The 25517-nt window shown below is 61.5% G+C and carries 29 protein-coding genes and 1 pseudogene; 5 read left to right on the top strand and 25 right to left on the bottom strand.

Going from position 1 to position 25517, the window contains the following annotated elements; all coding sequences use genetic code 11:
* Positions 1 to 44 precede the first annotated feature (44 nt).
* From D5125_03700 to D5125_03595, 23 genes and pseudogenes are all read right to left on the bottom strand, one after another.
* Entirely contained in the window at positions 45 to 992 is a 948-nt protein-coding gene (locus D5125_03700) for an IS1595 family transposase (protein ID QFY88656.1), read from the bottom strand.
* Positions 989 to 1900: an NAD(P)-dependent oxidoreductase gene (locus D5125_03695; protein QFY88655.1), complete on the bottom strand. Its 912-nt coding sequence runs from the start codon at positions 1898 to 1900 to the stop codon at positions 989 to 991. Before D5125_03695 ends, D5125_03700 begins: the two co-directional genes overlap by 4 nt.
* 84 nt (positions 1901 to 1984) lie before the next feature.
* Positions 1985 to 2458, bottom strand: a complete 474-nt coding sequence (locus tag D5125_03690; protein QFY91045.1) for a hypothetical protein — start codon at positions 2456 to 2458, stop codon at positions 1985 to 1987.
* Positions 2459 to 2588: 130 nt separating this feature from the next.
* Positions 2589 to 3149, bottom strand: a complete 561-nt coding sequence (gene rfbC, locus D5125_03685; protein QFY88654.1) for a dTDP-4-dehydrorhamnose 3,5-epimerase — start codon at positions 3147 to 3149, stop codon at positions 2589 to 2591.
* The gene (locus tag D5125_17310) at positions 3139 to 3342 is read right to left on the bottom strand and encodes a hypothetical protein (protein ID QPB72199.1); all 204 of its coding nucleotides are present in this window, start codon (positions 3340 to 3342) and stop codon (positions 3139 to 3141) included. The genes rfbC and D5125_17310 overlap by 11 nt, the downstream gene beginning before the upstream one ends.
* Positions 3339 to 4397 (bottom strand): CDP-glucose 4,6-dehydratase, encoded by a 1059-nt coding sequence (gene rfbG, locus D5125_03680; protein QFY88653.1) that lies wholly within the window; start codon positions 4395 to 4397, stop codon positions 3339 to 3341. The genes D5125_17310 and rfbG overlap by 4 nt, the downstream gene beginning before the upstream one ends.
* Positions 4394 to 5167: a glucose-1-phosphate cytidylyltransferase gene (rfbF, locus tag D5125_03675; GenBank protein ID QFY88652.1), complete on the bottom strand. Its 774-nt coding sequence runs from the start codon at positions 5165 to 5167 to the stop codon at positions 4394 to 4396. The genes rfbG and rfbF overlap by 4 nt, the downstream gene beginning before the upstream one ends.
* A 138-nt stretch (positions 5168 to 5305) precedes the next feature.
* Entirely contained in the window at positions 5306 to 6601 is a 1296-nt protein-coding gene (locus tag D5125_03670; GenBank protein ID QFY88651.1) for a hypothetical protein, read from the bottom strand.
* On the bottom strand, positions 6591 to 7646 hold the full coding sequence (locus tag D5125_03665; GenBank protein ID QFY91044.1) for an acyl-protein synthetase: 1056 nt from the start codon (positions 7644 to 7646) through the stop codon (positions 6591 to 6593). Before D5125_03665 ends, D5125_03670 begins: the two co-directional genes overlap by 11 nt.
* Positions 7647 to 7657: 11 nt before the next feature.
* Positions 7658 to 8080, bottom strand: a complete 423-nt coding sequence (locus D5125_03660) for a type II toxin-antitoxin system VapC family toxin (protein ID QFY88650.1) — start codon at positions 8078 to 8080, stop codon at positions 7658 to 7660.
* A gap of 2 nt (positions 8081 to 8082) precedes the next feature.
* The gene (locus D5125_03655) at positions 8083 to 8310 is read right to left on the bottom strand and encodes a type II toxin-antitoxin system Phd/YefM family antitoxin (protein ID QFY88649.2); all 228 of its coding nucleotides are present in this window, start codon (positions 8308 to 8310) and stop codon (positions 8083 to 8085) included.
* A gap of 51 nt (positions 8311 to 8361) precedes the next feature.
* Complete coding sequence (locus D5125_03650) at positions 8362 to 9726, bottom strand: AMP-binding protein (GenBank protein QFY88648.1); 1365 nt, start codon at positions 9724 to 9726, stop codon at positions 8362 to 8364.
* Positions 9723 to 10493, bottom strand: coding sequence for an SDR family oxidoreductase (locus D5125_03645; protein QFY88647.1), 771 nt, complete (start codon positions 10491 to 10493; stop codon positions 9723 to 9725). The genes D5125_03650 and D5125_03645 overlap by 4 nt, the downstream gene beginning before the upstream one ends.
* Before the next feature lie 6 nt (positions 10494 to 10499).
* Positions 10500 to 10823, bottom strand: coding sequence for a DNA-binding transcriptional regulator (locus tag D5125_03640; GenBank protein ID QFY88646.1), 324 nt, complete (start codon positions 10821 to 10823; stop codon positions 10500 to 10502).
* Positions 10820 to 11191, bottom strand: a pseudogene (locus D5125_03635) (type II toxin-antitoxin system RelE/ParE family toxin). Before D5125_03635 ends, D5125_03640 begins: the two are co-directional and overlap by 4 nt.
* Before the next feature lie 32 nt (positions 11192 to 11223).
* A complete protein-coding gene (locus D5125_03630; GenBank protein QFY88645.1) occupies positions 11224 to 11463 on the bottom strand; it encodes an acyl carrier protein in 240 nt (79 codons plus the stop codon).
* Positions 11464 to 11627: 164 nt separating this feature from the next.
* Positions 11628 to 12203, bottom strand: coding sequence for a GNAT family N-acetyltransferase (locus D5125_03625; protein QFY88644.1), 576 nt, complete (start codon positions 12201 to 12203; stop codon positions 11628 to 11630).
* Between the two features lie 413 nt (positions 12204 to 12616).
* A complete protein-coding gene (gene proX / locus D5125_03620) occupies positions 12617 to 13600 on the bottom strand; it encodes a glycine betaine/L-proline ABC transporter substrate-binding protein ProX (GenBank protein QFY91043.1) in 984 nt (327 codons plus the stop codon).
* Between the two features lie 63 nt (positions 13601 to 13663).
* Positions 13664 to 14827, bottom strand: a complete 1164-nt coding sequence (proW, locus tag D5125_03615; GenBank protein ID QFY88643.1) for a glycine betaine/L-proline ABC transporter permease ProW — start codon at positions 14825 to 14827, stop codon at positions 13664 to 13666.
* A 2-nt stretch (positions 14828 to 14829) separates the two neighbouring features.
* Positions 14830 to 16020: a glycine betaine/L-proline ABC transporter ATP-binding protein ProV gene (gene proV / locus D5125_03610; GenBank protein ID QFY88642.1), complete on the bottom strand. Its 1191-nt coding sequence runs from the start codon at positions 16018 to 16020 to the stop codon at positions 14830 to 14832.
* A gap of 40 nt (positions 16021 to 16060) precedes the next feature.
* The gene (locus tag D5125_03605) at positions 16061 to 17101 is read right to left on the bottom strand and encodes a porin (GenBank protein QFY88641.1); all 1041 of its coding nucleotides are present in this window, start codon (positions 17099 to 17101) and stop codon (positions 16061 to 16063) included.
* Positions 17102 to 17388: 287 nt separating this feature from the next.
* On the bottom strand, positions 17389 to 17865 hold the full coding sequence (locus D5125_03600; GenBank protein QFY88640.1) for a hypothetical protein: 477 nt from the start codon (positions 17863 to 17865) through the stop codon (positions 17389 to 17391).
* Positions 17862 to 18761: a prenyltransferase gene (locus tag D5125_03595; protein QFY88639.1), complete on the bottom strand. Its 900-nt coding sequence runs from the start codon at positions 18759 to 18761 to the stop codon at positions 17862 to 17864. Before D5125_03595 ends, D5125_03600 begins: the two co-directional genes overlap by 4 nt.
* 298 nt (positions 18762 to 19059) lie before the next feature.
* Here D5125_03595 and D5125_03590 point away from each other — a divergent pair, with 298 nt between their 5' ends.
* Positions 19060 to 19395, top strand: a complete 336-nt coding sequence (locus D5125_03590; protein ID QFY88638.1) for a transcriptional regulator — start codon at positions 19060 to 19062, stop codon at positions 19393 to 19395.
* Entirely contained in the window at positions 19392 to 20711 is a 1320-nt protein-coding gene (rimO, locus tag D5125_03585) for a 30S ribosomal protein S12 methylthiotransferase RimO (GenBank protein ID QFY88637.1), read from the top strand. Before D5125_03590 ends, rimO begins: the two co-directional genes overlap by 4 nt.
* 411 nt (positions 20712 to 21122) lie before the next feature.
* On the opposite strand, the gene D5125_03580 is transcribed toward rimO, so the two are convergent.
* Positions 21123 to 21557: a DUF1841 family protein gene (locus D5125_03580; protein ID QFY88636.1), complete on the bottom strand. Its 435-nt coding sequence runs from the start codon at positions 21555 to 21557 to the stop codon at positions 21123 to 21125.
* A gap of 123 nt (positions 21558 to 21680) precedes the next feature.
* A complete protein-coding gene (locus tag D5125_03575) occupies positions 21681 to 22133 on the bottom strand; it encodes a hypothetical protein (protein ID QFY88635.1) in 453 nt (150 codons plus the stop codon).
* A 490-nt stretch (positions 22134 to 22623) separates the two neighbouring features.
* On the opposite strand from D5125_03575, the gene rsxA reads away from it, so the two are divergent.
* The 3 genes from rsxA to rsxC are packed head-to-tail and all read left to right on the top strand — an operon-like array spanning position 22624 to position 25516.
* Positions 22624 to 23205 (top strand): electron transport complex subunit RsxA, encoded by a 582-nt coding sequence (rsxA, locus tag D5125_03570; protein ID QFY88634.1) that lies wholly within the window; start codon positions 22624 to 22626, stop codon positions 23203 to 23205.
* Positions 23205 to 23786 (top strand): electron transport complex subunit RsxB, encoded by a 582-nt coding sequence (rsxB, locus tag D5125_03565; GenBank protein ID QFY88633.1) that lies wholly within the window; start codon positions 23205 to 23207, stop codon positions 23784 to 23786. The genes rsxA and rsxB overlap by 1 nt, the downstream gene beginning before the upstream one ends.
* Positions 23783 to 25516, top strand: coding sequence for an electron transport complex subunit RsxC (rsxC, locus tag D5125_03560; protein QFY88632.1), 1734 nt, complete (start codon positions 23783 to 23785; stop codon positions 25514 to 25516). Before rsxB ends, rsxC begins: the two co-directional genes overlap by 4 nt.
* Position 25517: the final 1 nt, after the last annotated feature.

The raw sequence follows: 25517 nt of genomic DNA, 5'->3' as shown, positions 1-25517 counted from the left end.
AATAATGAAATACATGATTAACATTATGTCAAATATAATCCTGATTACCCATAAACCTCAGCCATCTTCAGGAGCTGGTACGGCATCGGTGGCGTTCGTGCAGCGGCCCAGCCCAGCCGGGGCAGGAGCGTCTCCAGAGCAAAGCGTCGGTTGAAGCGGTAGCAGTATTCAGCCAGATAGCGTGGCAGGTGCTTATGCTGCATGGCATGGTAAACACCCGTGACGGCATTCTTGACGTTGCCGATCATCGTGTTGACCCAGGTGAATTCCTCATGCTTTACGCTATCGGGACCGCCGCCGGTGACAATCGGGATGTGCTGACAATCCGCGGCCGTGACGGCGCGAAAGCAGGCCAGACCATCGCTGTAGACGGTGCTGCCGGGTGCCAACTGGTTGCGAGACCACTTCAGGATCTCGGCAGAGCGGAATCCCTTGACTACCTGCAGGTTCATGTACAGCGGATGGCCTGCGTCAGTGGTGGAAACCGCCGCCACAAAGGGGGTCTTGTTGGGTGAGCCGCGACCCACCTTGCCACCCCGATGCTCTCCACCCCAGTAAACATCATCCAGCTGGATGGTCCCGGATAGGGTATAGCCGTCATCCCGTTCTTTCATCACCTGCATCAGCTTGTGCTTCATGCTCCAAGCAGTGTTGTAGGAGACGCCCAGTTGCCGGTGCAGTGCCAAGGCGGACAGCCCCGTCTTCGCCTGCGTCAGCAGGTGCATGGCCAGAAACCAGGCCGTCAGCGGTAGCTTGCTGGAGTCAAAGATCGTGCGACTGGTCAATGAATGCTGGTGATGGCAATGATTGCACTGAAACAGTCCACCCCGGGATGGCAAGGTGCAGTACTTCCGGCCACCACACTCGGGACATACATAGCCCTCTGGCCAGCGCCATCGAAACAGGGCCTGGCGACACTGTTCCTCCGTGCCGTAGTCACGCAGAAATTCAGCTAGACTGTAGCCCTTCTGGAATTGCACTCGGTTTTTCATGGCGTTATACCTCCTGCACCAAGTATAGCTCCCTGTGTGAACGAGGCTGATCTTTGTGGGTAATCAGGAATATAATTATTAATATTCGAAATGCCTACTATGCAGGGAGGGTCGGTAATGTTATCTATTCGTTTTCCAAACTGGAGTAAATTGCGTTGCCCATACTGGTCTGCAATATGCTCGGCGAACTGACGTACTGTGACCGGGATTCCCGAACAGATATTCACCGGGCCCGTAATGTCGCTGAGTGCAATTTCTGCAATTTTCTTGCCAGCTTGCTCAACATCAAGAAAGTCTCGAATCTGCTTGCCGCTGGTCAATTGCGCAGGCTGGCCATTTTCAAGTTGATGGCGGATATAAGGCACAAGCCTACGCTTATCTTCCCCAATTCCGTATAGATAAAACAGCCTGCACCAAACAAATTCGACTGATTGGGTGTGAAGCCAGTTGGACAAACCAAAGAACAATGCTGCCTTCGCCGCAGCGTATGGGGTCGATGGCCTTAGCGGCGTGTCAACGGACAATACCGCCTTGCTGGTATCGTACTCAAAGCAGGTTCCGATCCCTACAAATCGCCTTACTCCGGCTTGCGCGGCAGCCTTGGCCAGCCGTAAAGATCCTTGCAGGCACTCCATGTTTAGGGGTGATTGAAGGTATTTTCCGGGTTCCGCGTACCAGGCTGCGTGGATGATGGTGTCTATGCCTTGACATTGTTCCGCCCACCATTCCTCGCTTTCACTGAAAATATCCGGGGAAGTCTTGACGCGCCCCAGGCATCCTCTTTCGGTAATTTGGTGCTCTTTTCCCGTTCTGACGATCAGGTCCAATGCAATTTCAGGTCTGTCTAATGCATTAAGTATCTGTCTGCCGACAAAACCTGTTGCACCTGTGATCAGGATTCGTCTCATTGGTTCTTTACCATATCTGTGGCATAGTGGATTCCCAGCTCGGTGATGGAGGGTTTGGTGTAGAAGATGCTGGGTTTTAGGGCTTCATCGTTCATATGCTTTGTCATCGAGAAATATGGCATTCAGTTTGGCATGCCAGTTACGGTAGCTGGCAGCCACTTCTGCCGCTGTTGACACGGCGGCCAAGATAGCTGCAAAGCGTGTATCATCCTGTTCTGGGTATTCCTGGGCCAGGCGGTTGCGGGTCTCGCGCCAGCTTAACCAAGAATCCACTTCAATGTAGCCGAGCTTTTCCAGCCGGTTGAGTCGGTCGATCATCGGCCATTCCTCAAAGGGTTCGGACAAGACCGCCAAGGTGGCGGGAACCAGGCGCTGGCCCAAGGTATCTTGCAGTTTGGTATAGCGGTAGAGCAGTTGATCAAGGATTCTGAGCCGATTTGGATCTTCTACCTCAGAAAGATCAGTGACCTGGACGGCGTGCCAATCGTGCAGGGCCACCTCTAGCACGGCAAGATGGCGGTCTGCCTCCCAGAGAGCCGTTTTTAACGTATCAGTTATCATATGGCACCTGTGCGATAACTCGACCTTGATTTCTGTCGTTGTTGATGATCGGTCGTTCATCGGGCTCACCGTTGGGTACGATCAGCACATCGTTTATTTGCTAAAAAACTTTTTATGAATATATTGATCATGAAAGACCGTGAAATTGCTCATTTAAAAAAGGTAGTATTTGATCACGCGGGGAGAGATTTCTTACTTGTAATGGCCAGCAGATGTTAATTAATGGATCTTGCGGATGTACTCCTTCTTCTGCATCGGGAAAATAATCTGATGTTACAAAATATATAATTTCACTGTAGTCTGTTAGCGATTGAAATCCATGTGCAAATCCTTCTGGGATAATAAGAGATCGATGGTTAACCGAACTCAATCGCTCTGCATGCCAATGAAGGAAGCTAGGGGAGCCTTTTCTTAGGTCTATTGCGACATCGAAAACTTCACCTATCAAACAGCTTACTATTTTTAGTTCTGCATGAGGCTTTTTTTGAAAATGCATTCCGCGAACCGTACCGGCTGTTTCTGTCTGAGTATGGTTGATTTGAACTATGCTCCGATGTTCAATAATATCTCTTAATTCCTCAGCACAATACATCCGTTCGAAGTAGCCACGCTGGTCTTCTATAGGGCTTCGTTGTAGCAAATAAAGGCCTTCTAGGGTTGTGACTATTTTCTTAATCCTATTTTTCATGATTATTAAGTGCCGTAAACCTGAGTTTAGAGTAAAGCCCAGCTGATTTGGACATTTGCCGGTTCCATTCTGCTTCGGCCAGCTCTTCGGCGCAAAAGATGCGCGTCAGAAATCCTCGGCTGTCGCCCAGGTGCCGACGTTGCACCTGTTTCAGGCCTGGCAGTGGTAAGTCACTGACCTTGAGGCGATTCATGACTGAGTTGCGAACTCGGCAATTTCGGCCAGACAGAGTTGTCGCGCATCAGCGCCAGCGTGCTGAGCCTGGTACCAGGCCAGAGTGCGCGTTGTGGCTTGCGCCAGACTCCATTTGGGCGATAGGCCCAATGTCTGCCGTGCCTTGGTGTTTTCCAGGGCCAGGTGGTGGGTCTCTCGAGGACCGTCCTCGCCTGTGCTGTAGTGAACATCACCTTTGCCATAGGCCTTTCGTGCCAGTTCAATCACCTGACGGACGCTAGCGGCCTCATGGGTAGGGGGGCCAAAGTTATAGGCACCAGCCAATTCGGGCTGGTGCCAGAGTTTTGCCGCCAAGGTCAAATAGCCGTGCAAGGGTTCCAGAACGTGCTGCCAGGGACGAATGGCCTGTGGTCGGCGAATCTCCAGGGCTTTGTCAGCCTGCCAGGCCCGGATGGCATCGGGTATCAGACGATCTTCAGCCCAGTCGCCGCCGCCGATGACGTTACCGGCACGGGCCGAGGCCAGTGCTACTCCCTGCGCTGCGAGGTAGGAATCGCGGTAGCTGGCAATGAGTATTTCACAGGCGGCTTTGCTGGCGCTGTAGGGGTCCTGGCCACCGAGTGCATCGGTCTCCCGGAAGGGGTAGGGCTGCGCCAGGTTGCCATAGACCTTGTCGGTGGTGATCATCAGGGCTACCCGTATCGAATCCACGCCGCGCAGGGTGTCCAGCAGATTCGCCGTGCCCATGATATTGGTTTCCAGGGTGCCAAGCGGATCGCGGTAACCGGCGCGCACCAGGGGCTGTGCCGCCAGGTGAAAAACGAACTCCGGTTGCGTTTCTTGCACCAGTTTGTTCAGCGTCTCTGCATCTCGTATATCGCAGTAATGGCTCTCCATTTGCCCCCGCAAACCCAGGAGTTCGAACAGGCTGGGTTGGGTGTTCGCGGGCAGGGCAATACCTGTTATCTCGGCTCCTAGTTGCTGTAGCCATAGGCTCAACCAAGCGCCTTTGAATCCGGTATGGCCGGTGACCAATACGCGCTTGCCGCTCAAGCTATCAGAGTAGGGCTTCATTCCCAGCATTTCCAGGGGGCTTTGCCTTGGTTCCAGAGTTTTTCCAAATGGACCTTGTCTCGCAGGGTGTCCATGGGCTGCCAGAAGCCTCGGTGCTCGAAGGCTTGCAGTTGGTCCCTTTGGGCTATGCGTTCAATGGCCTCGGCCTCCCAGCTTGAGTTATCCCGTGGGATGAAATCCAGTACCGCAGGGCTGAGGACAAAATAACCTCCGTTGATCCAGGCCCCATCACCGGGGGGCTTTTCCTGGAAGCCAAGCACCTGATTGCCCTGGCACACCAGGGCGCCGTAGCGGCCAGGGGGCTGTACGGCAGTAACAGTGGCCAGCTTGCCGTGGGCTTGGTGGAAGGCAATTTGTGCACTGATATCCACATCGGCCAGGCCATCGCCGTAGGTGAAACAAAAGGACTGTTCATGACGGATGTAGTCGGCGACACGCCTGAGTCGGCCGCCGGTGGCGGTGTCTTCGCCTGTATCGACCAGGGTGACGCACCAGGGTTCGGCCTTTTTCTGGTGTACCTCCATCTGGTTGTTGGTCATATTGAAGGTAACATCGGACATGTGCAGGAAGTAGTTGGCAAAGTATTCCTTGATGATGTATCCCTTGTAACCGCAGCAGATGATGAAGTCGTTGACCCCGTGGGCAGAATAGGTCTTCATGATGTGCCACAGTATGGGGCGGCCGCCGATTTCTATCATGGGCTTGGGTTTGAGATGGGTCTCTTCAGAGATCCGAGTGCCCAGGCCCCCGGCGAGGATGACGGCTTTCACTATTCAGTTCCTTGGGTTATGGCTATTTTGTGGATATCTCCAGGCAGTATAGCGGTGAAGAAATGTCATCCACAAGCAAAACCCAGTGGCAGGTCTAATGCCTTTCAGGCTGGGTTTGGTTTGGTATTTTCGGCGCTCCTAGGATGGGCTGCATTCCCTGTAAAGGGTTCGGGTTAGCTGGCGCAACAGGTCCAGGCCATCCCAGATGGTGTCGAAGCGGAGGGCTTGGCCTAGAGGCACCAGCCGGTCCAGGGGGGGCATGGGGTCTTGTTGCAGCCAGTCGTGCAGTGTCTGCGCCGGGCAGCCCCAGGTGCTCAGGGTCTGCATGCGCGGACCTGGGTAGTCAGAGAGCTGTTGCAGTTGGCAGATTGGTTCTTCCAGGAGTATGCCGTGACCGCAATGGTAGGCCAGGAGTTGGGCCGAGGCGGCGGGATGTACCTGGAGGCGCGTGAGGCGTGAGCCGGGTTCTATCCGTCGTACCATGCCGCCGAGGGCCATCTGCTGCAGGCAGATAAGCTTCTCCATGGCGTCGGAGCGTTCGGTGGTATGCGGCTGCGCCTCTGCAAAGGCATCGAACTCGGGCCAGAGCCGCGCCCTGGCGGCCTGGATGTCTGCATCCTTGCCCAGCCAGAACAGCACCCGAGGTGAAGAGCAGGCCTGTTGCTGGAAGGCGAAGATGTCGCGGTATAGGGCCTGGATCAGTGGTGCTAGATAGTCCTGTCGCAGCAGGGCATCGGCCTGAATCAGGCTGCAAGAGTGGCGATCGGGAAAGACAATTTCCTGCGCCAATGGCGGCAGGGGGATGCGGCGGATATGTCTGACTGTGGCATCACCACCCCAGATAAGACGTCGGGCGCAGAGGGCCGAGAGTTGCTCGCTGATCTGCTCGTCGTGGCCATAGCTAAGCAGGCAGCTGCGTTGCCGGATGGCGCTGTGCTCGGGGGCTGCCAGCAGGCGCCCGATCTGCGCAAGCAAGGATTTGGTCAGGGGATTCTGCCGGCTTGATAAGCGAATGATATTAGCGTTGCCCGCTAGCAGAGACAGAGCCCAACCATAGGCAAACAGGGTAGGGACGTTGGCCGGGGGCAGGTGGAACACGCAGCCGACGGGGCGCAGCAGTTGCCCCGTGGCGTCAGGGCAGTACTGGGCTTGCAGCTTGCCCAGGGCTGCGGGCCGGAGCCAAAAGCCGAGGGCGGCCAGCTCCGGCGGGACTCGGCTGCCGTCGCTGGGTAGCAGGGCTTTGGATAGAGCGCCGAGAAAGCCCATGGCCTCAGCCGAGAACAGCGGCAATGGCCGCTGCCTGGCGACTTCTTCAGGTGGGCGGCCGAGTAGGTGCCTGATGTTGTCCGGCTGACTGTAGGCTGGGTTGACTACAGTTGTGGACCCTTGCGGCCGAGCCGCCCGCGCTCCCAGGCGTTGATCCTCAATAGGCATCACTACAGCCTCGCTTCTCTGCCTGGGCAATGCGCCCGAGCACGCGAAAATAGCGGCCCTGGCGGCCGCAGGGGCAGTCGTCCTCGCCAAGGACCTGGCCCAGATCCTCGGTCAGCAACACATGCCCCGGATAGCTGGTGGGCAGCAGGGAAAAAAGCTGCAAAGCGCCGGTTTCTTCAGGTTCACAGATGCGCCCGCGCAGCGGATCACGCACCAGCACATCGGTAAACAGCGGGGCGTGCAGATGGCCCTGCTCGCATTCCACAAAGACGCTGCCGGTTTGCTCCACCAGGCCGTAATAATTGTGTACCCGCCGGATACCGCGACCGGCCAGTCGCGCCTTGAATGCGGCATTATCCACCGCCAGCGCCTGCAGTTTCTTCCAGCCGCCACCGTGCAGCAGAATGGCCTGCGGCAGCTGGATGTCATGGGCCTCCAGTGCTGGCAGCAGGTACTGCCAGACCATGTAGGTGAAGCCGAAGATCAGTAGCGGCTGATCCTGATAGCGCTCGACAAAGGCCAGCAGGGCGGGCAGATCACAGCCCATGTCCGCCTTGAGGGCATGGCAGGGGTCGCGGCCGAGGAAGGAGAAGCCCTGGATGCCGGCAGCGCGGGCAGAAAAACTTTGGCGGTCGGCCATCACCCCAGCGTGATCGGCGATGAGTAGGGGCAGTCGTTGCTTGCCCAGCCAGTGCTGCATGATGCGCACCAGCACCTTGGATTGCAGGGCGGCGTTTTCCCGGTCCAGAAAGATGCGCGAGGGTTGGCCGGAGGTGCCGGAGGAGCTGAGGGTCTTGAACACCTGCCCATCCGGGATGCTTTTGAGCCGGTGGCTCTTGAACAGGCGCGCCGCCAGTGGGAAGAAGTCCTCCAGCCGCTGCGGCGGGCGGTCCGGGTCAACGCCAAAGGCGTCCAGCAGGTTGGCGTACTCGGTGCAGTGCTGTGCATGGTGCTGGGTCAGGCGTTGCAGTTCAGGCAGCAGCAGGGCCTGCTTGTTGGTGTGTGCAAGCCCATATATAGGATGGTCAAAAAGGGTGGAGTCCATGGAGCCGGTGATCACAGCAGTTTTGCTCTGATACCAAGCTGGATGGCTGCGGTTACCAGGGTTTTGTCAAGGGAATAGATGCAAGCCCCCTGGGATGATGCGAGAGCAAGATGAAGTGCATCGCCAGCTCTTAGTCCAGTGCTGTACTGGTCTGCAAGCCGTGCTGCGGTGAGGAAGTCCATTGAGGATAAAGGGATCAGTGTTAGTGTTTGCTTGACCAAGGAGTTAAACGCGCTGAGTACTTTTGCGCGATGTGCTACCGAAAGGTGCTGTTTTCGAATCTTGATCGAAAGTGCAGCGGAAAACTCAGTGATGACCCAATCGCTAATCGCCAGTGTGGCGGGATCCTGCGCCGATAGCCAAGTTTGAATTTCAGGGGTACGTGCTTCCCGCGTCAGGGCAGCTATGAGCAGGCTGGTGTCAAGATAAAGCATGCTCAAAAACGGGACTTATCACGCATTTGCCTAGTGAGTTCGCTGGCTGAGTCTGGCTGCGAAGGTAGCGCTTCAGTTAGACGACGCAATGCTGCCAGATCAATCGGCTGGATAGGCCTCTCCAAGGGGCAGAGTTGAACCTTGGGCTCGCCTTTTCTGGTGATCAATACGGGTTCACCTTGCAATGCCAGTTCAGTTAGTTCATTGAGGTGTCTCTTTGCTTCAGCCATGCTTACGGTTCTGGTCATGTTTGTTTCCCGGTAAAACGTCGTGTGGGAATCTTAGTCTGCTAGCCCAGCCTTGCCTAGCAAGACTTCATAAGCCAACTTGCCATTGGCCGTCAGCGGCCAATCTTGCAGCCAGAGTAGCTGGTAGCTGCGCGGTTGCAGCCCGAGCTTGGCCAGCTGTTGCTGGATGGCGGGTGCGGCATCCGCATCCCGGTGGGCGATGACCAGCCGTTCGTCGCGGCCGGCGGCGCGCACGTCCAGGCCGGCCTGTTGCAGCCACTGTTCCACCTCATCCAGGCTCAGGCGGTGGCCATGAATCTTGATGAAGCGCTTGAGCCGACCGGTGATGACATAGAGCCCTTGGGCGTTGCGGTAGGCCAGATCGCCGGTGTGCAGCTGGGTCGGGTGCTCCAGTTGGCTCAGGTCGGCGCGGTCGCTGACGTAGCCGAGCATGACATTGGTGCCCCGGTAGATCAGCTCGCCGGTCTGATTTATGTCCTCGATCGTTCGGCCCTGGTCATCCAGCAGGCTGAAGCGGCCGCCGGGGATGGCGATGCCGATGCTGTCGGGGAACTCCTCCGCCAGTTCCGGCGGTAGGTAGCTCATGCGCGGCCCGGCCTCGGTCTGGCCGTACATCACAAAAAAACGCCAACCCTGTTCGCGTGCCAGGCGGGCGAACCGCTGCACCTTCTCCGGTGCCAGTCGGCCACCGGCCTGGGTCAGGGTGCGCAGGCTGGATAGTTGCAGGCGCTCCAGCCGCAGCCGCTCCAAAAGTTCGTAACTGGTGGGCACCCCGGCCAGACTGGTAGCCTGCTGTTGGCGAAAGAAGTCCCAGAACTCCCGTGATACCAGAGGCTTGTCGGTGAGCAGCAGGCAGGCACCGGCCAGCAGATGGGAGTGGATCACCGACAGGCCGTAGCTGTAGTGCATGGGCAGGCTGCTGATGGGCCGCTCGTCGGCGCCGATCTGCAGGTAGTCAAGAATGGACGCGGCATTGGCCTGCAGATTCTGCCGCGACAGGGCCACCTGCTTGGGGCTGCCGGTGCTGCCGGAAGTGGATAGCAGCAGGGCGGCTTCACCCTCATCCTGCAGCGGCGGAGCGCTCAGCGGCTGGGCTGTACCATCGGCCTCGATCAGCCAATGGGGCTGGAAGGCCTGCTGCAGCTGGCGCAGCTGTGCCGGGTCGAGGGACTCTGCCAGCAGCAGGACGCAGTGGCCCTGGCGCAGGCAGGCCAGGTAGGTAGCCAGGCTACTGAGGTTGTTGCGGCATTGGAGAAAGATCAGCTGGCGCTGAGGCCCCAGGCGCTGGCCCCAGGCATCGGCCGCTGCGGCCAGCTCGGCGTAGCTGCAGGAGGCACCGCTGTCCGTCACGACGGCACTCGATGCGCCGTGCTGCTCCAGCTGCCAGAAGGGCTTCACGGCTGCAGACCGCCATCGATGCGCAGCACCTGGCCGGTGATGTAGGCGGCTTCAGCGGAGGCCAGGTAGGCAATCAGCCCGGCCACCTCCTCGGCGCGACCGGCGCGGCCGCTGAGGGTGCGTTCAACCACCTGGGCGCGACGCTCGCCCTGATAGGCTGCGGTCATGGCGGTGTCGATAAAGCCAGGCGCTACGGCGTTGACGCGGATGCCCAGGGGCGCCAGCTCCTTGGCCAGGCTCAGCGTCAGGCCGCTGATGGCCGCCTTGCTGGCGGCATAGGCCGATAGCCCTGCAGCGCCCTGTTCACCGACGCTGGAGGCTAGGTTGATGATGCAGCCTTGCCGTTGCCGCGCCATCAGGCGGGCGGCGAACTGGCAGCAGTAGTAGCTGGCGAACAGGTTGACCTGAAACAGCCGCTGCAAATCCGCGCTGCGGGTCATGGCCAGGGTGGCTTCAAGCAGGATGCCGGCGGCGTTCACCAGCAGATCGAGCCGACCAAAGCGCTGCTGCAGCTGTAAAAACAGCGGCTTCACCGCGGCCTCGTCGCTGATATCAGCGGCATGGTAGTCGGCCTGGCATTTGTCCTGGGTTCGCTGGCGCAGCTCGTCGGCCAGCTGTTCCAGCTTGGTGCCATCCCGACCACTGAGCATCAGCCCGTAGCCCAGCTCTGCCAGACGCAGAGCAGTGGCCCGGCCAATGCCGCCGCTGGCCCCGGTGATCAGGGCGATGGCTGGGGGGCTTTCTGCAGCTGAAGTTTTGGCATCCATGGGTCGTTACAGCAAGGCATCAAGGCCTTTGCGCTCCAGCAGATTGAGCAGTTTTTGGGAGGGTCCGCTGGGGTGCTTTTCGCCCTCTTCCCATTGTTGTACAGCGGAGAGGCTGGTGTTCAGCAGTCGGGCCAGAACGGCTTGGCTCATGTGAAAACGCTGACGCAGAGAGCGGATTTGTTCGCTGTCATAGCTGGGGATTGGAGACAGGCAGAGTAGGTCATAGTGCTGCATCCTTTCTGCGTCAATCAATCCGCCACGATGCAGGTCGCTAGCCGTTTCATGTACGGCTTGAAGTATCTCAGTATTGCCACGGATGGATGGGTTCATCTACAGATTTCCTCCAGAGTACCGTCACTTACGGCGCTATTGAGCTTGTGGGCTGTGAGGTCCAGCAAGTCTGCTGCCAGTGCTTGCAGTGCGGCTTGTTCTGCCGCATTGATATTGCTGCGCCGATTTTTTTCGAATCAAAACAGAAAAAACCAGCGGTCGTCTCTGTTGCTGGCAATCAGTGTTCGGATACCGCCGCTTTTTCCTCTGTTACTGAGGGCTATGCGTTTTTTGTATAGACCTCCGCCCAGATCGGCATCTATCAAGCCATGTGCCATCTCATCAATGGCATCACATAGAACTGGGTCGCTAAGGTCCAATTTGCGCATCCAACGGCAGAAATGGCGGGTTTTGAATACGCGCTGCATGGGGTTGAGTGTATCACCGGCCGAGGGTCAAATCAGAACCCTACGCCATGTCGCGCCAGGATCTCGCGGGCCTTGGCCAGGGAGCTCATGTCGATGATGTCGTCGGTGTCCAGCATGACGCCGAATTCCTGCTCCAGTTGGGCGATCAGGCCCATGTGCGCTACCGAGTCCCACTGCGGGATGCTGTTATAGGCCAGCTCGTCGTGAACCTGCTCTGGGCTGAGGTTGAGTGCGGTGGCGAAGCTGGCGAATAGGCGTTGGTTGTTGTTCATCGGTATTTTCCGGGTTTGTTGATCAAGCTGCAGCGCGGCTCAACCGGTAGGAGCGACCTTGGTCGCGAAGGCGCTGCGCGTGTTGCTGCAGCCAGCCTAGGCACACCAGAGCAGCGCTGATCGCGAGCAGAGTTCGCTCCTACGGAGCCGGGAGCGCTTATCTCCTATGCCACAGCGCCGCGCCCAGGTCGATTAAGCAGCGCCCGAATCGACTGGCTGGCGCGCTGGTAATCCGCCGCGTTCATGGCCAGGAGGATCAGGCCGTTTTCCTCGCCGATCTGCCGATAGCCCATGGCCTGGTTGAATCTCAGCGCGGCCTGATTGTCTGGCTTGACCCGGGCGAGCAGGCGCTGGGCCGGCAGCTGGGCAAAGCAGGCGTCATTTAACGCCAGGGCCGGGGCAAAGGCCAGCAGATTGCCGCGCAGGGGGCTGTCCGGGGCAAAGTAGATAGCGGCCTCCAGGTCTTCGGCTTGAGTCAGGGGCACGCTGTCCGTGCTGGTGACCGAGGCGAAGCCGCAGGCCTGATCCCGCCAGTGGATCAGGTAATAGCGCCGATCGGCGGCGGTTTGAATGCGCTCAAACCAGGCCTGTTGCTGCTCGGGGGAGATGTATCCCTGGCTGAGCATGTGTTGTGCCACCGCCGGGTGATTGCGCCATTGACGTACCTGCTCGATATGGCCCTGTTGCAGGCGCAGAAGCCGAACGGCAAAGGCTTGGATCTGATCTGGCAGTTTGGGCATGGGTGGGGTTTGAGGTAAGGGTTTGCTGTGAAACAACCTGGCTGGAGAGCATTACCCAATTGTTCTAGCCACATCAATAGGGTAGGCCCAGTGGGAGCGGGCTTGCCCGCGATTCAAAAAAATGCCCGAAGGGCTCATTCCTTCAAACTTCACCCTTCAACCGTCTAACTTTATTAAGCACCCTTCGCGGCCAAGGCCGCTCCTACACCCAGGAGATGCCTCATGTTCCGGGGTGATGCGGCCCGCACCTAGGAGCCTGTCGGATTTAGGATGCTCCTACTGCGCCGGTGGGAAGAACGGCTCAAATTTCCCCGATTTTTCGTTGCGTAGGCCAACTATGCGCCTCAAAATCGTGAAAATTTGTTCTCGCTCTCCCACCTTGCTCGCTACGGGCACCTAAACCCGACAGGCTCCTAGTTGGCGGCCGCCTTGGCCGTGGCAATCCAGCTGTCGAACCTTTTCTGATTGGCGCGTATCCAGGCATCGGCATGGCGTTCGGCGGCCTTCCAGCCCCCTTCGCCCTGCTCCTGCATCTTCAGGTTTTGCGCCGAGACGTCATTGACCGAGATCTGCATCACCTCGAACAGCTTGGCCGCTGCCGGGTTTTCGGCCAGGAAGCGCTTGTTCGCCAGTATCTTCTGGGTGTTGATCTCAAAGCCGTAGTTCTTGCCGTTGGGCAGGGCCGTATCCACCCCGTTGGGGTGGGCCGAGTGGGGCACCTCCAGCCAGGTGACGTCCCTGCCGGGGACCAGTACGCCGGAGACCCAGTAGGGGGTCCAAGTATAATAGAGGATGGATTCGCCATCACGGTAGCGGGCAATGGTATCGGCGATGATGGCGGAGTATTCGCCCTGATTGTGTTCCACCTGCTGGCGCAGTTTGAAGGCGTCCAACTGGTGCTCAATGACCCGCTCACAGCCCCAGCCGGGTACGCAGCCGGTCAGATCGGCCTTGCCATCCTCGTTGGCATCGAACAGACGGGCGATCTTGGGATCGGCCAGTTGGCCCAGGTTGCCGATGTTGTGGTTTTCCGCCGTCTTTTTGTCGATCAGATAGCCCTGGGCGCAGCCGGGGATCAGCTGCCCGATGCGTTGCAGCTTGGCCGCGCCACCGGCCTTGTTATAGAAGGCCTGGTGCAGCGGGTCCCAGTGGTCGGCCATGAAGGTGACATCGCCATTGGCCACGGCGATGTGCAGGGCCGGATACTTGGCCTGCTGCACCGGCTTGACCTCATAGCCGAGCCGCTCCAGGGCCTTCATCACCAGGATGGTCTGAAAGTTCTCGCCATCGACATAGACCTGACCGGGCTGGACCACCACCCCTCGGCCCGGTAGTGATTCTGCCTGCGAGAGACCGGCAAAGGTGCCAATTAGCAGGAGCAGTAGGCCGGTTATCATGTTGCGGGTCAATAGGTTGCTTGCTGATGTCATGCTTCCCCCTTGGGTTGTGTGTGAATAGGCTCAGTGTCTCCTGATGCTGTCTCGCTTAGACAGGCCCCCGCCCCCCGCTTTGCCCAGCAGTGCGCGGATCAGGCCGATTGGGCCGGTGTCGTACCAGTGGCGCGCTGCCTTGCTGCGCTGCTCGACCCCCATCGCCTGGGTGATGCGATCGAGTATAATCGCCAGCAGTACTATACCCAGGCCGCCCACGGTGGCCAGGCCCATGTCCAGCCGACCTATGCCGCGCAGCACCATCTGGCCGAGTCCGCCAACGGCGATCATGGAGGCGATTACCACCATGGACAGCGCCAGCATCAGGGTTTGGTTAACCCCGGCCATAATGGTGGGCATGGCCAGCGGGATCTGCACCCTGAACAGCAGCTGGCGCGGCGAGGCCCCGAAGGAGCGGGCGGCCTCCACCAAATCGGCCGGTACCTGGCGAATGCCCAGGCTGGTCAGGCGCACCAGGGGCGGCAGGGCGAAGATGATGGTCACCACCACGCCGGGCACGTTGCCGATGCCGAACAGCATCACCACAGGCACCAGATAGACAAAGGCCGGGGTGGTCTGCATGGCGTCCAGCACTGGCCGGGCCATGGCGCTGGCGCGTTCGCTGCTGGCCAGCCAGACCCCGGCGGGCAGGCCGATCAGCAGGCAGAAGAAGACCGAGGTGAGCACCAGGGCCAGGGTCACCATGGTCTCCGCCCAGGCCCCGATCAGGCCGATCAGCAGCAGGGAGGCAATCGAGCCCAGGGCCAGCCGACGGCCACCGGCCTGCCAGGCAAGCAGGCCGATCAGGGCGATCATGAGTACATCGGGCACCGCCAGCAGGGCCGCCTCGATCTGGTTCAGGGTGGCGTCAATGGGCCACTTGATGGCCTGAAACAGGCCGCGAAAATTCCCCACCAGCCAGTCCAGCCCCTGTTCCACCCAGTCGCCCAGGGGGATGACCGCCCCCTGGAAGGGGTGCAGCCAGTCGATTGCCCCGGCCTCGCCAGCGGCCGAATCGTTCAGCCAGACATCGGCCTCGGCGGCCGGGCTGGCGCTGCCGCCATCGCCGCTCCCGCTCCAGGGGTCGTCGGCCGCCGCGCTGTCGGCGGTTGCCGGGTTGCCCCAGGGGTCGCTGGACGGCGGGGCCGGGTGCGGCGCGCTGGCCCAGGGATCGGTGTCTGTGTCCTGCGCCATTCTCAGCCCTCCCGGTTCAGGGTTTCCAGCAGTGCCGCCTTGGTCACCACGCCCAGGTATTTGCGCTTTTCATCCAGCACCGGCAGGCCGCAGGGGCTGGCCGCCACCGCGCCGATGATCTCGCTCAGCGGGGTCTCTGCCTCCAGGCTGGGTATGTCCTTGAGGTAGGCGTCGGCCAGTCTCGGCTCGGCCGCCGTCAGCTGGGCGCTGAGTGAGTCCACCGAGACGATGCCGCAGAAGCCCTGATCCCGGTCGATGACGTAGCCGAAGTCCCGGTCATATTCCTTGAGCCGTTGCAGGGCCAGGCGCACGCCGCTTTGCTGGCGCTCGATCAGGGTCACCTGCTTGCGGCTGGCGACATGGGCCGCCTTGAATACGGCGGCCACATCCACGCCGCGGAAGAAGGCGCGCACATAGTCATCGCTGGGGTTGCGCAGGATCTCGTCCGGGGTGCCCACCTGCACCACCCGTCCGCCCTCCATGATGGCGATGCGGTCTCCAATGCGCATGGCCTCGTCCAGATCGTGGGAGATGAAGATGATGGTGCGGTTGCTCTGCCCTTGCAGCCGGATCAGCTCATCCTGCATCTCGCTGCGGATCAGGGGGTCGAGGGCGGAGAAGGCCTCGTCCATGAGCATCACCGAGGGGTCATTGGCCAGCGCCCGGGCCAGGCCGACGCGCTGCTGCATACCGCCGGATAGCTCGTCGGGATAGCTGTTGACCCAGGCCTTGAGGCCAACCTGATCCAACGCCTGCAGGGTGCGCCGCTCCCGCTCGGCCCTGCTTACCCCGGCCAGCTCCAGGCCAAAGGCGGCGTTCTGGCCCACGCTGAGGTGGGGCATCAGGGCGAAGGACTGAAACACCATGCTCATATCCTTGCGCCTGAGTTCCAGCAACTGCCGGTCGTTCATGGCGGCGATGTCCCGGCCATCCACCAGCACATGGCCGGCGCTGGGCTCGATCAGCCGGTTGAGCAGGCGCACCAGGGTGGACTTGCCGGAGCCGGACAGGCCCATGATGACAAACACCTCGCCCTGATCGATGGCAAAGCTGGCGTCGCACACGCCCACCGTCTGCCCGCTGCGCTGGAAGATCTCATCCTTGTCCACACCCTGACGCAGCAGCTCCAGTGCCTGCTGCGGATGGTCTCCAAAGATCTTGTAGAGACCTTGCACGACAACCTTCTCGGTCATGGGCGGCTGCCTTGGGCCATGACGGCTAGGCCGTTGCGATCTATTGGGAGCCCAGCTTGCCGCTGAAGTCGTAGCGCAGCCCCAGAAACAGGGCAGAGCCGCCGCTGTCCGCCGGGGCGTTGAACGAGGCGGAGCCGAGGAAGCTGGATTGGCGTTGATCGGAGATGGCCGCCGTGGTCTGCTCGCTGTAGTACTCGGCGAAGAATTTGAGGTCATCGCGGTACTGGTGATCCCAGCCGAGGTGATAGATGTTGTCGCCGTAGGACCAGGCATCCACATCGGCGATCATGCCGCGCAGGGTGTTTTTGCTGTCCAGGGCGTATTGCACCAACAGGTTCTTGGCACTCCGACCATCGTTGCTGCCGGTGGTGTCCAGCTCCTCGTACTTGCCGGCGATATACCAGGGCCCCGCGCTGTAGCTGGCGGAGATGCCGTTGATGGCATAACCGCCGCTGCCCTGATCGTCCCGACCCAGGGCCAGGTTGAGGCCGTCCCGGGCGTAGGAGAGCACGTACTGATTACGCCGGTCCGGCAGGCTGCCGTTGTCCTGGGTGCTGGCAAAGGCCGCCTGCACGCCCTGGATGCGCGGCGTGGCGTAGTACAGGGTGTCCTCGCGGCGGAAGGTGGTCAGGGTGGCCCAACCGCTGTAGTAGCTGCTGAAATAGTCCACCGGATAGGCGATGTAGTTGTAGTAGGCCATCCAGCCCCGGCCGTACCAAAGGGTACCCAGGGGGCCGTTGACCTGTAGCTTGCCGATGCGCATGTTGTCGTTGTCGTCGTAGGGCGACTGGATCTCCAGGTTGACCAGATCCAGCGGCAGTTCCAGCTGGCCCATCAGGGTCCAGTCCTGGTTCAGTTTATGGGTTGCCTTTACCCCAACCCGGCTATAGGCATCGCGCAGGGCCGTATAGCTGTCAAAGTTGCCCGGCTGGTTGTCCGGGTCCACAAACTCGACGCCAATGCGCAGGGAGCCGTAGCCCTCCACCTCCAGGGCCTGGGCCGGGAAGCTCAGGGGGGCAGCCAGCAGGGCCAGGCAGGGCGTCAAACGGGAAAGGGTCTGCGAGAGATTGTTTTTGGTCATGGAACAACACCTGAATAGTCACGGATTGCGGAGTCAGAGGCACGCCAGAAAAGGGGTTGGCGGCAGCAACGGACGACCGCCAAGCAGGCGGCCTGTTTGATGACAAAGGGCCGACATGGGCCGTTTGAATGCGGGGCCAGGCCATTGGCCAGGGCCCCAGAACGAGTAGCATTGATCATGCTCCCCCCTCTCAGAAAGGCCTGGGGAGCGGCAAGGGTCAGGGATCAGGCCTGATCCTTGGGTCGAAAACTTGCGCCATTATGGGCAAGCCGGGAGGGGATTACAAATCAGCCGCCCTTGACGGTGATGAAGCGGAAGGGGACCGAGAGCAGACCCTTGCTGTCTTTCACCAACACCTGGGCCTCCCATTCCATGGCGTCATAGACGCATACCGGCAGGCGGCCCTCGCCCTGATAAAGGCCATCGCCCTGGTTCTCCAGGGACACGCGGTTGTAGCCCATGTACATGTCCACGCCGCTGAAATCCACCTCCACTGCATCCGCCTTGACCCCCTTCAGGCGCACCTGCAAGTGCAGCGGGGTGACCATGGGAATGTTGCGCGGTTCGATGGAAAGGCTCAGCTCGCCGCCATCGGGCAGGGTAGTCACGCAGGGACCGGCGCGCAGATTGCAGTCCGGGTCTGGTGCCAGACGCTGCTCCAGCGGCGGAAACAGCACCGGCCAGGCCTTGTACACGGCGACCCCCGCCAGGGCCAGCAGGAGCAGACCGATGATCAGCCAAAGCAGGCGCGGGTTGAGGTTCATGACCAGACCTCCAGCCCCAGACCCAGGGCGAGCAACAGGGGGGTAAGCAGACAGAGCGCGACGTTCCTGCCCATGGCTGACAGCAGGGACTGTATTCTGCCGTCAAAGCCCTGTACATCCCGCGCCACGGGCAGGAACAAGGGCAGGGTAAGCAGCCCCAGCAGGCTCAGGGGCGGTAAGGCCCCGGCCAGCACCGCCAGCAGGATGAGGGCAAAGGGGGCCGTGCCGAACAGGGCATAGAGGTTGGCCCTGGGCCGGGCGGACAGGGCAATGGCGAAGTTTTTGCGCCCCACCGCCTGGTCCGGCTGGATGTCGGGAAACTGGTTCAGATAAAGCAGGTTACTCACCTGAAAAAAGGGCACCAGGGCCACCAATCCCCCCACCAGGCTGAACTGGCCGGTGAGGGCGTATTCAGTGCCCATGACCATCAGCGGGCCAAAGCCCAGGCCGGGGGAGATGAGCACCAGAAAGGGGCTGCGGTTGATCGGCCCGCTGTAGAACAGAATCACCAAGGCCCCCAGCAGACCCAGGGGCAGCAGCCCCCAGCCGGAATGCGCCATCAGATAGAGGCCGCAGAGCAGGGTGATGAGCAGGGAGACTACGCCGATAGCCAGCGCCGTGCTGGCCAGTTGTGGATGGGTCACCAGGGTGCCGCTGCCGCCGCTGAAGGGGGTGCGCTGGGTGGTGAAGTCCAGCCCGGAGTGAAAGTCCACGTATTCGTTCAGGGCATTGACGCTGGCATGGGCCATCAGTCCGCCCAGGGCTACGGCCCAGAGCAGGCTCCAGTCGATCTCCTGGCCGGAAAACAGCGCCGCGGCCACCCCCAGGGCGATGCACACCGGCGTGAGCAAGAGAAAATTGGGGCGGGTAACGCCCAGGGCGGCAAGTCTGTTCACGGGATTCTGGCTTGGTTGGCAGAGGGGAAGAACAAGCTAATGGAAGGCCAGTATAAAGGCTTTGACCCGAATCAAGTCAATCTAACGCTCATGGAGTGGACTGCCCCACCCCGGAACATGAAATATCTTTGGTTGCTTCGGGACTCGGGACTCGAAAATTGCCATGGATGTTTCATGGTAAGACAGAAAAAAGGTCGCGCAGCGACACAAAACCCTGTCCTCTGATCCCCTGTCCCCCGTCTTCTGTCCTCAGTCCTCTGTTAGAATGCCCCCACCCACACAGCCCCAGGAGTCACCCATGCAGATCGAAGGCCCTTTGCGTTTTTCCGTAGCCCAGGACGAGCAGGGCGGCGGTTATGAGTTGTTTCTCGACTTCACCGAGGAATTTCAGGCCCTGCCGCTGATCCAGCAGGACCGCGCCTTTCGTGACTATCTGGTCAGTCTGGGCCAGCTGGTGCAATCCGACGACCTGGACCCGCGCAACCTGCAGGGCATGCTGATGGCGCAGCAGATCGCCGAGCAGTTGCTGCCCCACGTGGCCAATGGCGACCTGGTGCTCAGCGAGAGCATCAACATCCACGTCCGCCCGGACAGCCCCGAGGTCTCCCTGATCGACCTGCTGCAGAAGCAATGACCGGCGCGGCCCCGGTCATCGGCTTCATCAGCCTGGGCTGCCCGAAGAACCTGGTTGACTCCGAGCGCATCCTCAGCCAGCTGCGTGCCGAGGGCTATAGGCTGAGCGACAACTACGCCGAGGCCGGGCTGGTGCTGGTCAACACCTGCGGCTTCATCGACGCGGCGGTAGAGGAATCCCTCGACACCATCGGCGAGGCCCTGGCGGAGAATGGCCGGGTCATAGTCACCGGCTGCCTGGGTGCCCGCGCCGAGGATATTCGCGCCGCCCACCCCCAGGTGCTGGCCATCACCGGCCCCCACGCCTACGCCGAGGTCATGGATCTGGTACACCGGCACCTGCCCCGGCCCCACGAGCCCTGGCTGGAGCTGATCCCGCCCCAGGGGGTCAAGCTCACCCCCCGCCACTACGCCTATCTGAAGATCGCCGAGGGCTGCAACCACAGTTGCAGCTTCTGCATCATCCCCCAGTTTCGCGGTCCGCTGGTGAGTCGGCCCCTGGGCGAGATCCTGCAGGAGGCCGAGCGCCTGGCCCAGGCCGGGGTGCGCGAGCTGCTGGTGGTGGCCCAGGACACCCCGGCCTACGGCGTCGATCTCAAATACCGCCCGGACTTCTGGCAGGGTCGGCCGCTGCACAGCCGTATCCGCGACCTGGCCCATGCCCTGGGCGAGCTGCCCCTGTGGGTGCGGCTGCACTACGTCTATCCCTACCCCCATGTAGATGACCTGATCCCGCTGATGCTGGACGAGCGCATCCTGCCCTACCTGGATATGCCCCTGCAGCACGCCAGCGAGCCGATCCTGCGGGCCATGCGCCGCCCCGCCGCCAGCGAGAAGGTGCTGGAACGCATGGCCCTGTGGCGGCGAGCCTGCCCCGAGCTGACCCTGCGCAGCAGCTTCATCGTCGGCTTCCCCGGCGAGACCGAGGCGGACTTCCAGTGCCTGCTGGATTTCCTCCAGGAGGCCCAGCTGGATCGGGTCGGCTGCTTCACCTACTCGCCGGTGGTCGGCGCCAGCGCCAACCGGCTGGCCAACCCGGTGGCCGAGGAAATCAAGCAGGAGCGCTATGAGCGGCTGATGGCGCTACAGGCAGACATCAGCCGCGCCAAGCTTGCGCAGAAGATCGGCCAGCGCATGATCGTGCTGGTGGACGAGGTGGAAGACGAGGCCATCATCTGCCGCGGCCCCGGCGACGCGCCGGAGATCGACGGCAACCTGATCATCGCCAACCAATGGGAGCTGGAGGCGGGAGACTTCGTCGAGGTGCGGGTAACCGGTGCCGACGAGCACGACCTCTATGGCGAACCGGTCGATTAGGGCTGACTTGCTAAAATGCAAAGGGACGCAGAGAAACATGAGGCGGGAAGGCCTCTCGCCCCTTGCTGTGAAACAACATTGGGGTTTGCCTATGATCCTGATAGCTCCGGGCACCGGCTCGGAGGTGAAAAGGGGTAGGCTTCAGCGGCAATCCCGGATTCCGTTGCACTTCCTCCGGGCTACAGGAGCTACCAAGTCCCAAGGTGGCCAGGAGATATTTCATGTTCCGGGGTGATGCCGCCCGCCCCATGTCCGTTGGGCGGGAAGTATTTTCCAATCCACAAATGAGGCTGAAGAGAGGGTGAGAGGGGGGGCTGATCTTGGGTTCGTTGCGACCTTTGCCCGTTCTTGTGTCCCTTGCGCCCCGGTTTTCGTTGCGCCGCGGCAGGTCAGGCACAACCGCCTGGCGGGTCAGTCCAATAACCGCCGCAGGCATTCGAGGTAGCGCCCCTCGTCTGGCAGGGTCTGTTGCCGTTGGGCCTGCCAGAGGCTGTGCTCCAGGCAGGCCAGCATGGCGTGTTCGGCCTGGTGACGGTCGTTGGCGTACTGGCCCAGCAGGCGCTGATAGAGATGACGGATGCCAGCGGGGCGATCGGCCAGCAGCTGCTCGCCCAGGCCGATGTGCAGGCCCATGTGCAAAAAGGGATTGCCCTGAGGCTGGCCGGAGGGGGCAAAGTCCTGCGCCAGTGCCTGCTCGCCGGTCTCCAGCAGGGCCTGGTATTCCGGGTGCAGGGCGATGACCTCGGCCACCAGCCGCTCCAGCGGCTGCAGGGGCGCGCCCTCGCGCTGCCTGTTGTGGCAGTGCAGAAAGAATTGGCGCATGGAGTGGCGGTCGTTGGCGTACATGCTGCCTCCTATCCTACCCCGGCGAGGCCGGAGGCTACAGCGGGGCGCAGAGGAGCGCAGGGGTTATGGAATTGACCCTTGTGGGCCGAACAGAGCCCCACCTCCCGTGTTTCTCCTCCCAACTCACTGAAGCCACTGCTTGAAGCTGGCCGCCAGGCTGGTGCTGCCGGTTTCCGCCTGCACCGGCACGGGCCTGTTCAGGTCGTGAAAGCCCATGTCGGCCAGGGCCTCGGGGTCCACCTCCAGGGGGGCCTCATCGCGCACCTGGATGTCATCCAGCAGGGGCTGGCCCGGCTCTAGGGCGGCCAGTCTGGGGCTGAGTCCGGGATGCAGGGGGCGCAGGGCGATCTCGCTGGCGGTATCGCCGCTGGGCCTTTCCACCGGCGGGGTCTGCTGGCTGGACTCGCTGGCCTCGGGGGTGTTGGCCGACGGGCTTGCCGTCTGGGAGGGCGCTCTGTAGGTCGAGGTATGGGTCCAGTCGAGGAAGCTGGCGTTAAAGCCCTCCTCGGCCGAGCTGAGCTGGGCGTAGAGGGCGAGGCTGAAGCCGATGAGAATGCTGGTGATCAGTGCTTTCATGGTGCTTGGCTCCTTCAGAGGCGGCAGGCAGGGGTAGTTAACTGAAAGAAGATAATAGCATAAAAATGCTTGTTTTCAAGCGTGTTAAGCGATTTACTTAATGTAATAAATTAAATTTAGCCAGGGCGCGGGCTTAGCTCAAGGGCAAGCGCCCTTCGCAGCCAGGGCCGCCGACAGGCGCCGGCGCTGGCTTTGACTTGCCGTGAGGCCTGGGAGCTCCGAGCCCTGAAATGCCGAATGGGCGTTCGGAGGCGCAACGCTTCCTCATTCTTCTCTGCGTCCTTTGCGCTCCTCTGCGTCCTCTGCGTCCCATTGGGTTAGGAGCAAAAAGCCGGCCGCCACGGGCTGCGGTGGTCGCTCCATGCCCGTCTGGCAAAACACCCCAGCGCTTCTGCTGACTTTTCGCACTGCGGCCAGGGGCGGGGCGGTGATACCATGCTTGGCCGAAGGTCAGATACAATCGCGCTTTTTTCAATAGGCTTGGGCGGGAATGCAGGAATACGCACTCATCCTCATAGGTACCATACTGGTCAACAACTTCGTGTTGGTGAAGTTCCTTGGCCTGTGCCCCTTCATGGGGGTGTCGAAGAAGCTGGAAACGGCCTTTGGCATGGGCTTGGCCACCACCTTTGTGCTGACCCTGTCCTCCCTGTGCAGCTATCTGGTCAACGAATACCTGCTGCTGCCCCTGGGCCTGGAGTATCTGCGCACCATCGGCTTTATCCTGGTGATTGCCGTGGTGGTGCAGTTCACCGAGATGCTGATGCACAAGACCAGCCCGGTGCTCTATCAGATGCTGGGCATCTTCCTGCCCCTGATCACCACCAACTGCGCCGTGCTCGGCGTGGCCCTGCTCAATGTGCAGGAGCAGCACGGCTTTATCGAGTCCATTCTCTATGGCTTTGGCGCGGCGCTGGGCTTCTCCCTGGTGCTGGTGCTGTTTGCCGGGGTGCGCGAGCGGGTCGCCGTGTCTGACGTGCCCCAACCCTTCCAGGGCAGCGCCATCGCCCTGATTACCGCCGGGCTGATGTCCATGGCCTTTATGGGCTTTGCTGGACTGGTGAAGGGCTAGTGATCGAGGCCATTCTGCTTTTCGGCCTGCTGGCGCTGGTGTTCGGCCTGCTGCTGGGCTATGCGGCGATTCGCTTCCGGGTCGAGGGCGACCCCATAGTGGATAAGATCGACGCCCTGCTGCCGCAGACCCAGTGTGGCCAGTGCGGCTATCCCGGCTGCAAGCCCTATGCCGAGGCCATTGCCGCCGGCGAGGCGGAGATCAACCAGTGCGCGCCGGGCGGCGAGGTGACCATCATCGCCCTGGCCGACCTGCTCGGCCGCGAGCCCCCGGCGGCCAACCCCGAGGTGGTGGAAAAGCCGCCAGCGGTGGCCTTTATCGACGAGCAGACCTGTATCGGCTGCACCCTCTGTCTGCAGGCCTGCCCGGTGGACGCCATCCTTGGTTCGGCCAAGCACATGCACACCATCATCGCCAAGGAATGCACCGGCTGCGAGCTGTGCCTGCCGCCCTGCCCGGTAGATTGCATCAAGATGATCCCCATCGGCGGCGACATCCCGCACTGGAACTGGCCCGACCCGAACCGTAGCCCCGCCGCCCTGCCAAGCCCTGCCGTAAAGACCGAGGAGGCCAAGCCATGAGCCTGCCGCGCGATCTGTCGCCCTCCGGTCGGCGCCTGTGGCGCTTCCACGGCGGCGTGCATCCGCCCGAGGAAAAGGCCCTGTCCACCGCCGCGCCCATAGCCCCGGCCCTGATCCCCGACCGACTGGTGCTGCCCCTGCAGCAGCACATCGGTGCCCCGGCCCAACCGCTGGTGGCGGTGGGCGAGCGGGTGCTCAAGGGGCAGCTGATTGCCCAGGCCGATGGCGCGGTGAGCGCTAACCTGCACGCGCCCACATCAGGCCAGATCAGCGCCATCGGCGAGCACCCGGTGGCCCATCCCTCCGGCCTGAACGCGCCTTGCATCCTGTTGGAGCCCGATGGCGAGGAGCGCAGGGCCGAGCTGCCCGAGCCCCTCGCCGACTTCGCCCAGCGCGACCCCGGCGAGGTGCTGGCGCGTATCCGCTGGGCTGGCATCGTCGGCCTGGGCGGGGCGGCCTTCCCCAGTGCCATCAAGCTGGCGCCGGGGCCGGACCTGCCGATCCACAGCCTGATCATCAACGCCGCCGAGTGCGAGCCCTACATCAGCTGCGACGACATGCTCATGCGCCGGGATGCCGCCAAGCTGGTACAGGGCATCCACATCCTGCGCCACGTACTGGGGGTCACCGGCGAATGCCTGATCGGCATCGAAGACAACAAGCCCGAGGCCATCACCGCCCTGCAGCAGGCCCTGGCGGCCCATGCCCCGGCCCACACCGAGCTGGTAGTGATCCCCACCCTCTACCCCAGCGGCGGTGAAAAGCAGCTGATCCAGGTGCTCACCGGCCAGGAGCTGGCCAGCAAGGGCATCCCGGCGCAGATCGGCATGGTCTGCCACAACGTCGGCACCGCCGTGGCGGTGGCCGATGCCGTGCTGCGCGGCATCCCCCTGATCTCCCGGATAGTCACCCTGACCGGCCGTGGCCTGGCCCAAGCGGGCAATCAGGAGGTACTCATCGGCACCCTGGCGGCGGACCTGATCGCCCAGCGCGGCGGCTACAGGCCCGGCGTAACGCGCCTGATCCAGGGCGGCCCTATGATGGGCCAGGCCCTGCACTCAGACCAGGTACCTCTGACCAAGGGGGCCAACTGCCTGCTCGCCCCGGCCCCTGCTGAATTGGACGCCTCCGCCCCGGCCGGTCCCTGCATCCGTTGCAGCCAGTGCGCCGATGCCTGCCCGGTGCAACTGCTGCCGCAACAGCTGTACTGGCACACCCGTGCCAAGGACATGGACAAGGTGCAGGACTACAACCTGTTCGACTGTATCGAATGCGGCTGTTGCGCCTATGTCTGCCCCTCCCACATTCCCTTGGTGCAGTATTACCGCTTCGCCAAGAACAGCATCTGGACCCAGGCGGAGGAGAAGCGCAAGGCCGAGCACGCGCGCCAGCGCCACGAGGCCCGCCAGCAACGACTGGAGCGGGTGGAGCGCGAGCGCAAGGAGAAGATCCGGCAGAAGAACGAGGCCCTGCGGCGGAAGGACAAGCCCGGCTCAGATCAGGGCAAGCCTGATGCTGCCGGAAACCCCAGCGGAAACGAGGCCGAGACCGACCCAAAAAAGGCCGCCATTGCCGCCGCCCTGGCCCGCGCCAAGGCGAAGAAGGCGGCCCTGGCCGAGCAGGGCGTGCAACCCAAGAACACCGCTGAGCTCACCCCGGCCCAGCAGCGCCAGGTCGAGGCGGCAGAGAAACGCCGCGCCCAGGCGGCCAGCCAGCAGGAGTCCGAATAGC

Source organism: gamma proteobacterium SS-5, from assembly GCA_009497875.2.
Classification (GTDB): domain Bacteria; phylum Pseudomonadota; class Gammaproteobacteria; order Chromatiales; family Chromatiaceae; genus Magnetovirga; species Magnetovirga frankeli.
The sequence above is the reverse complement of the archived record's forward strand: the minus strand, read 5'-3'. Positions and strand labels throughout refer to the sequence as shown.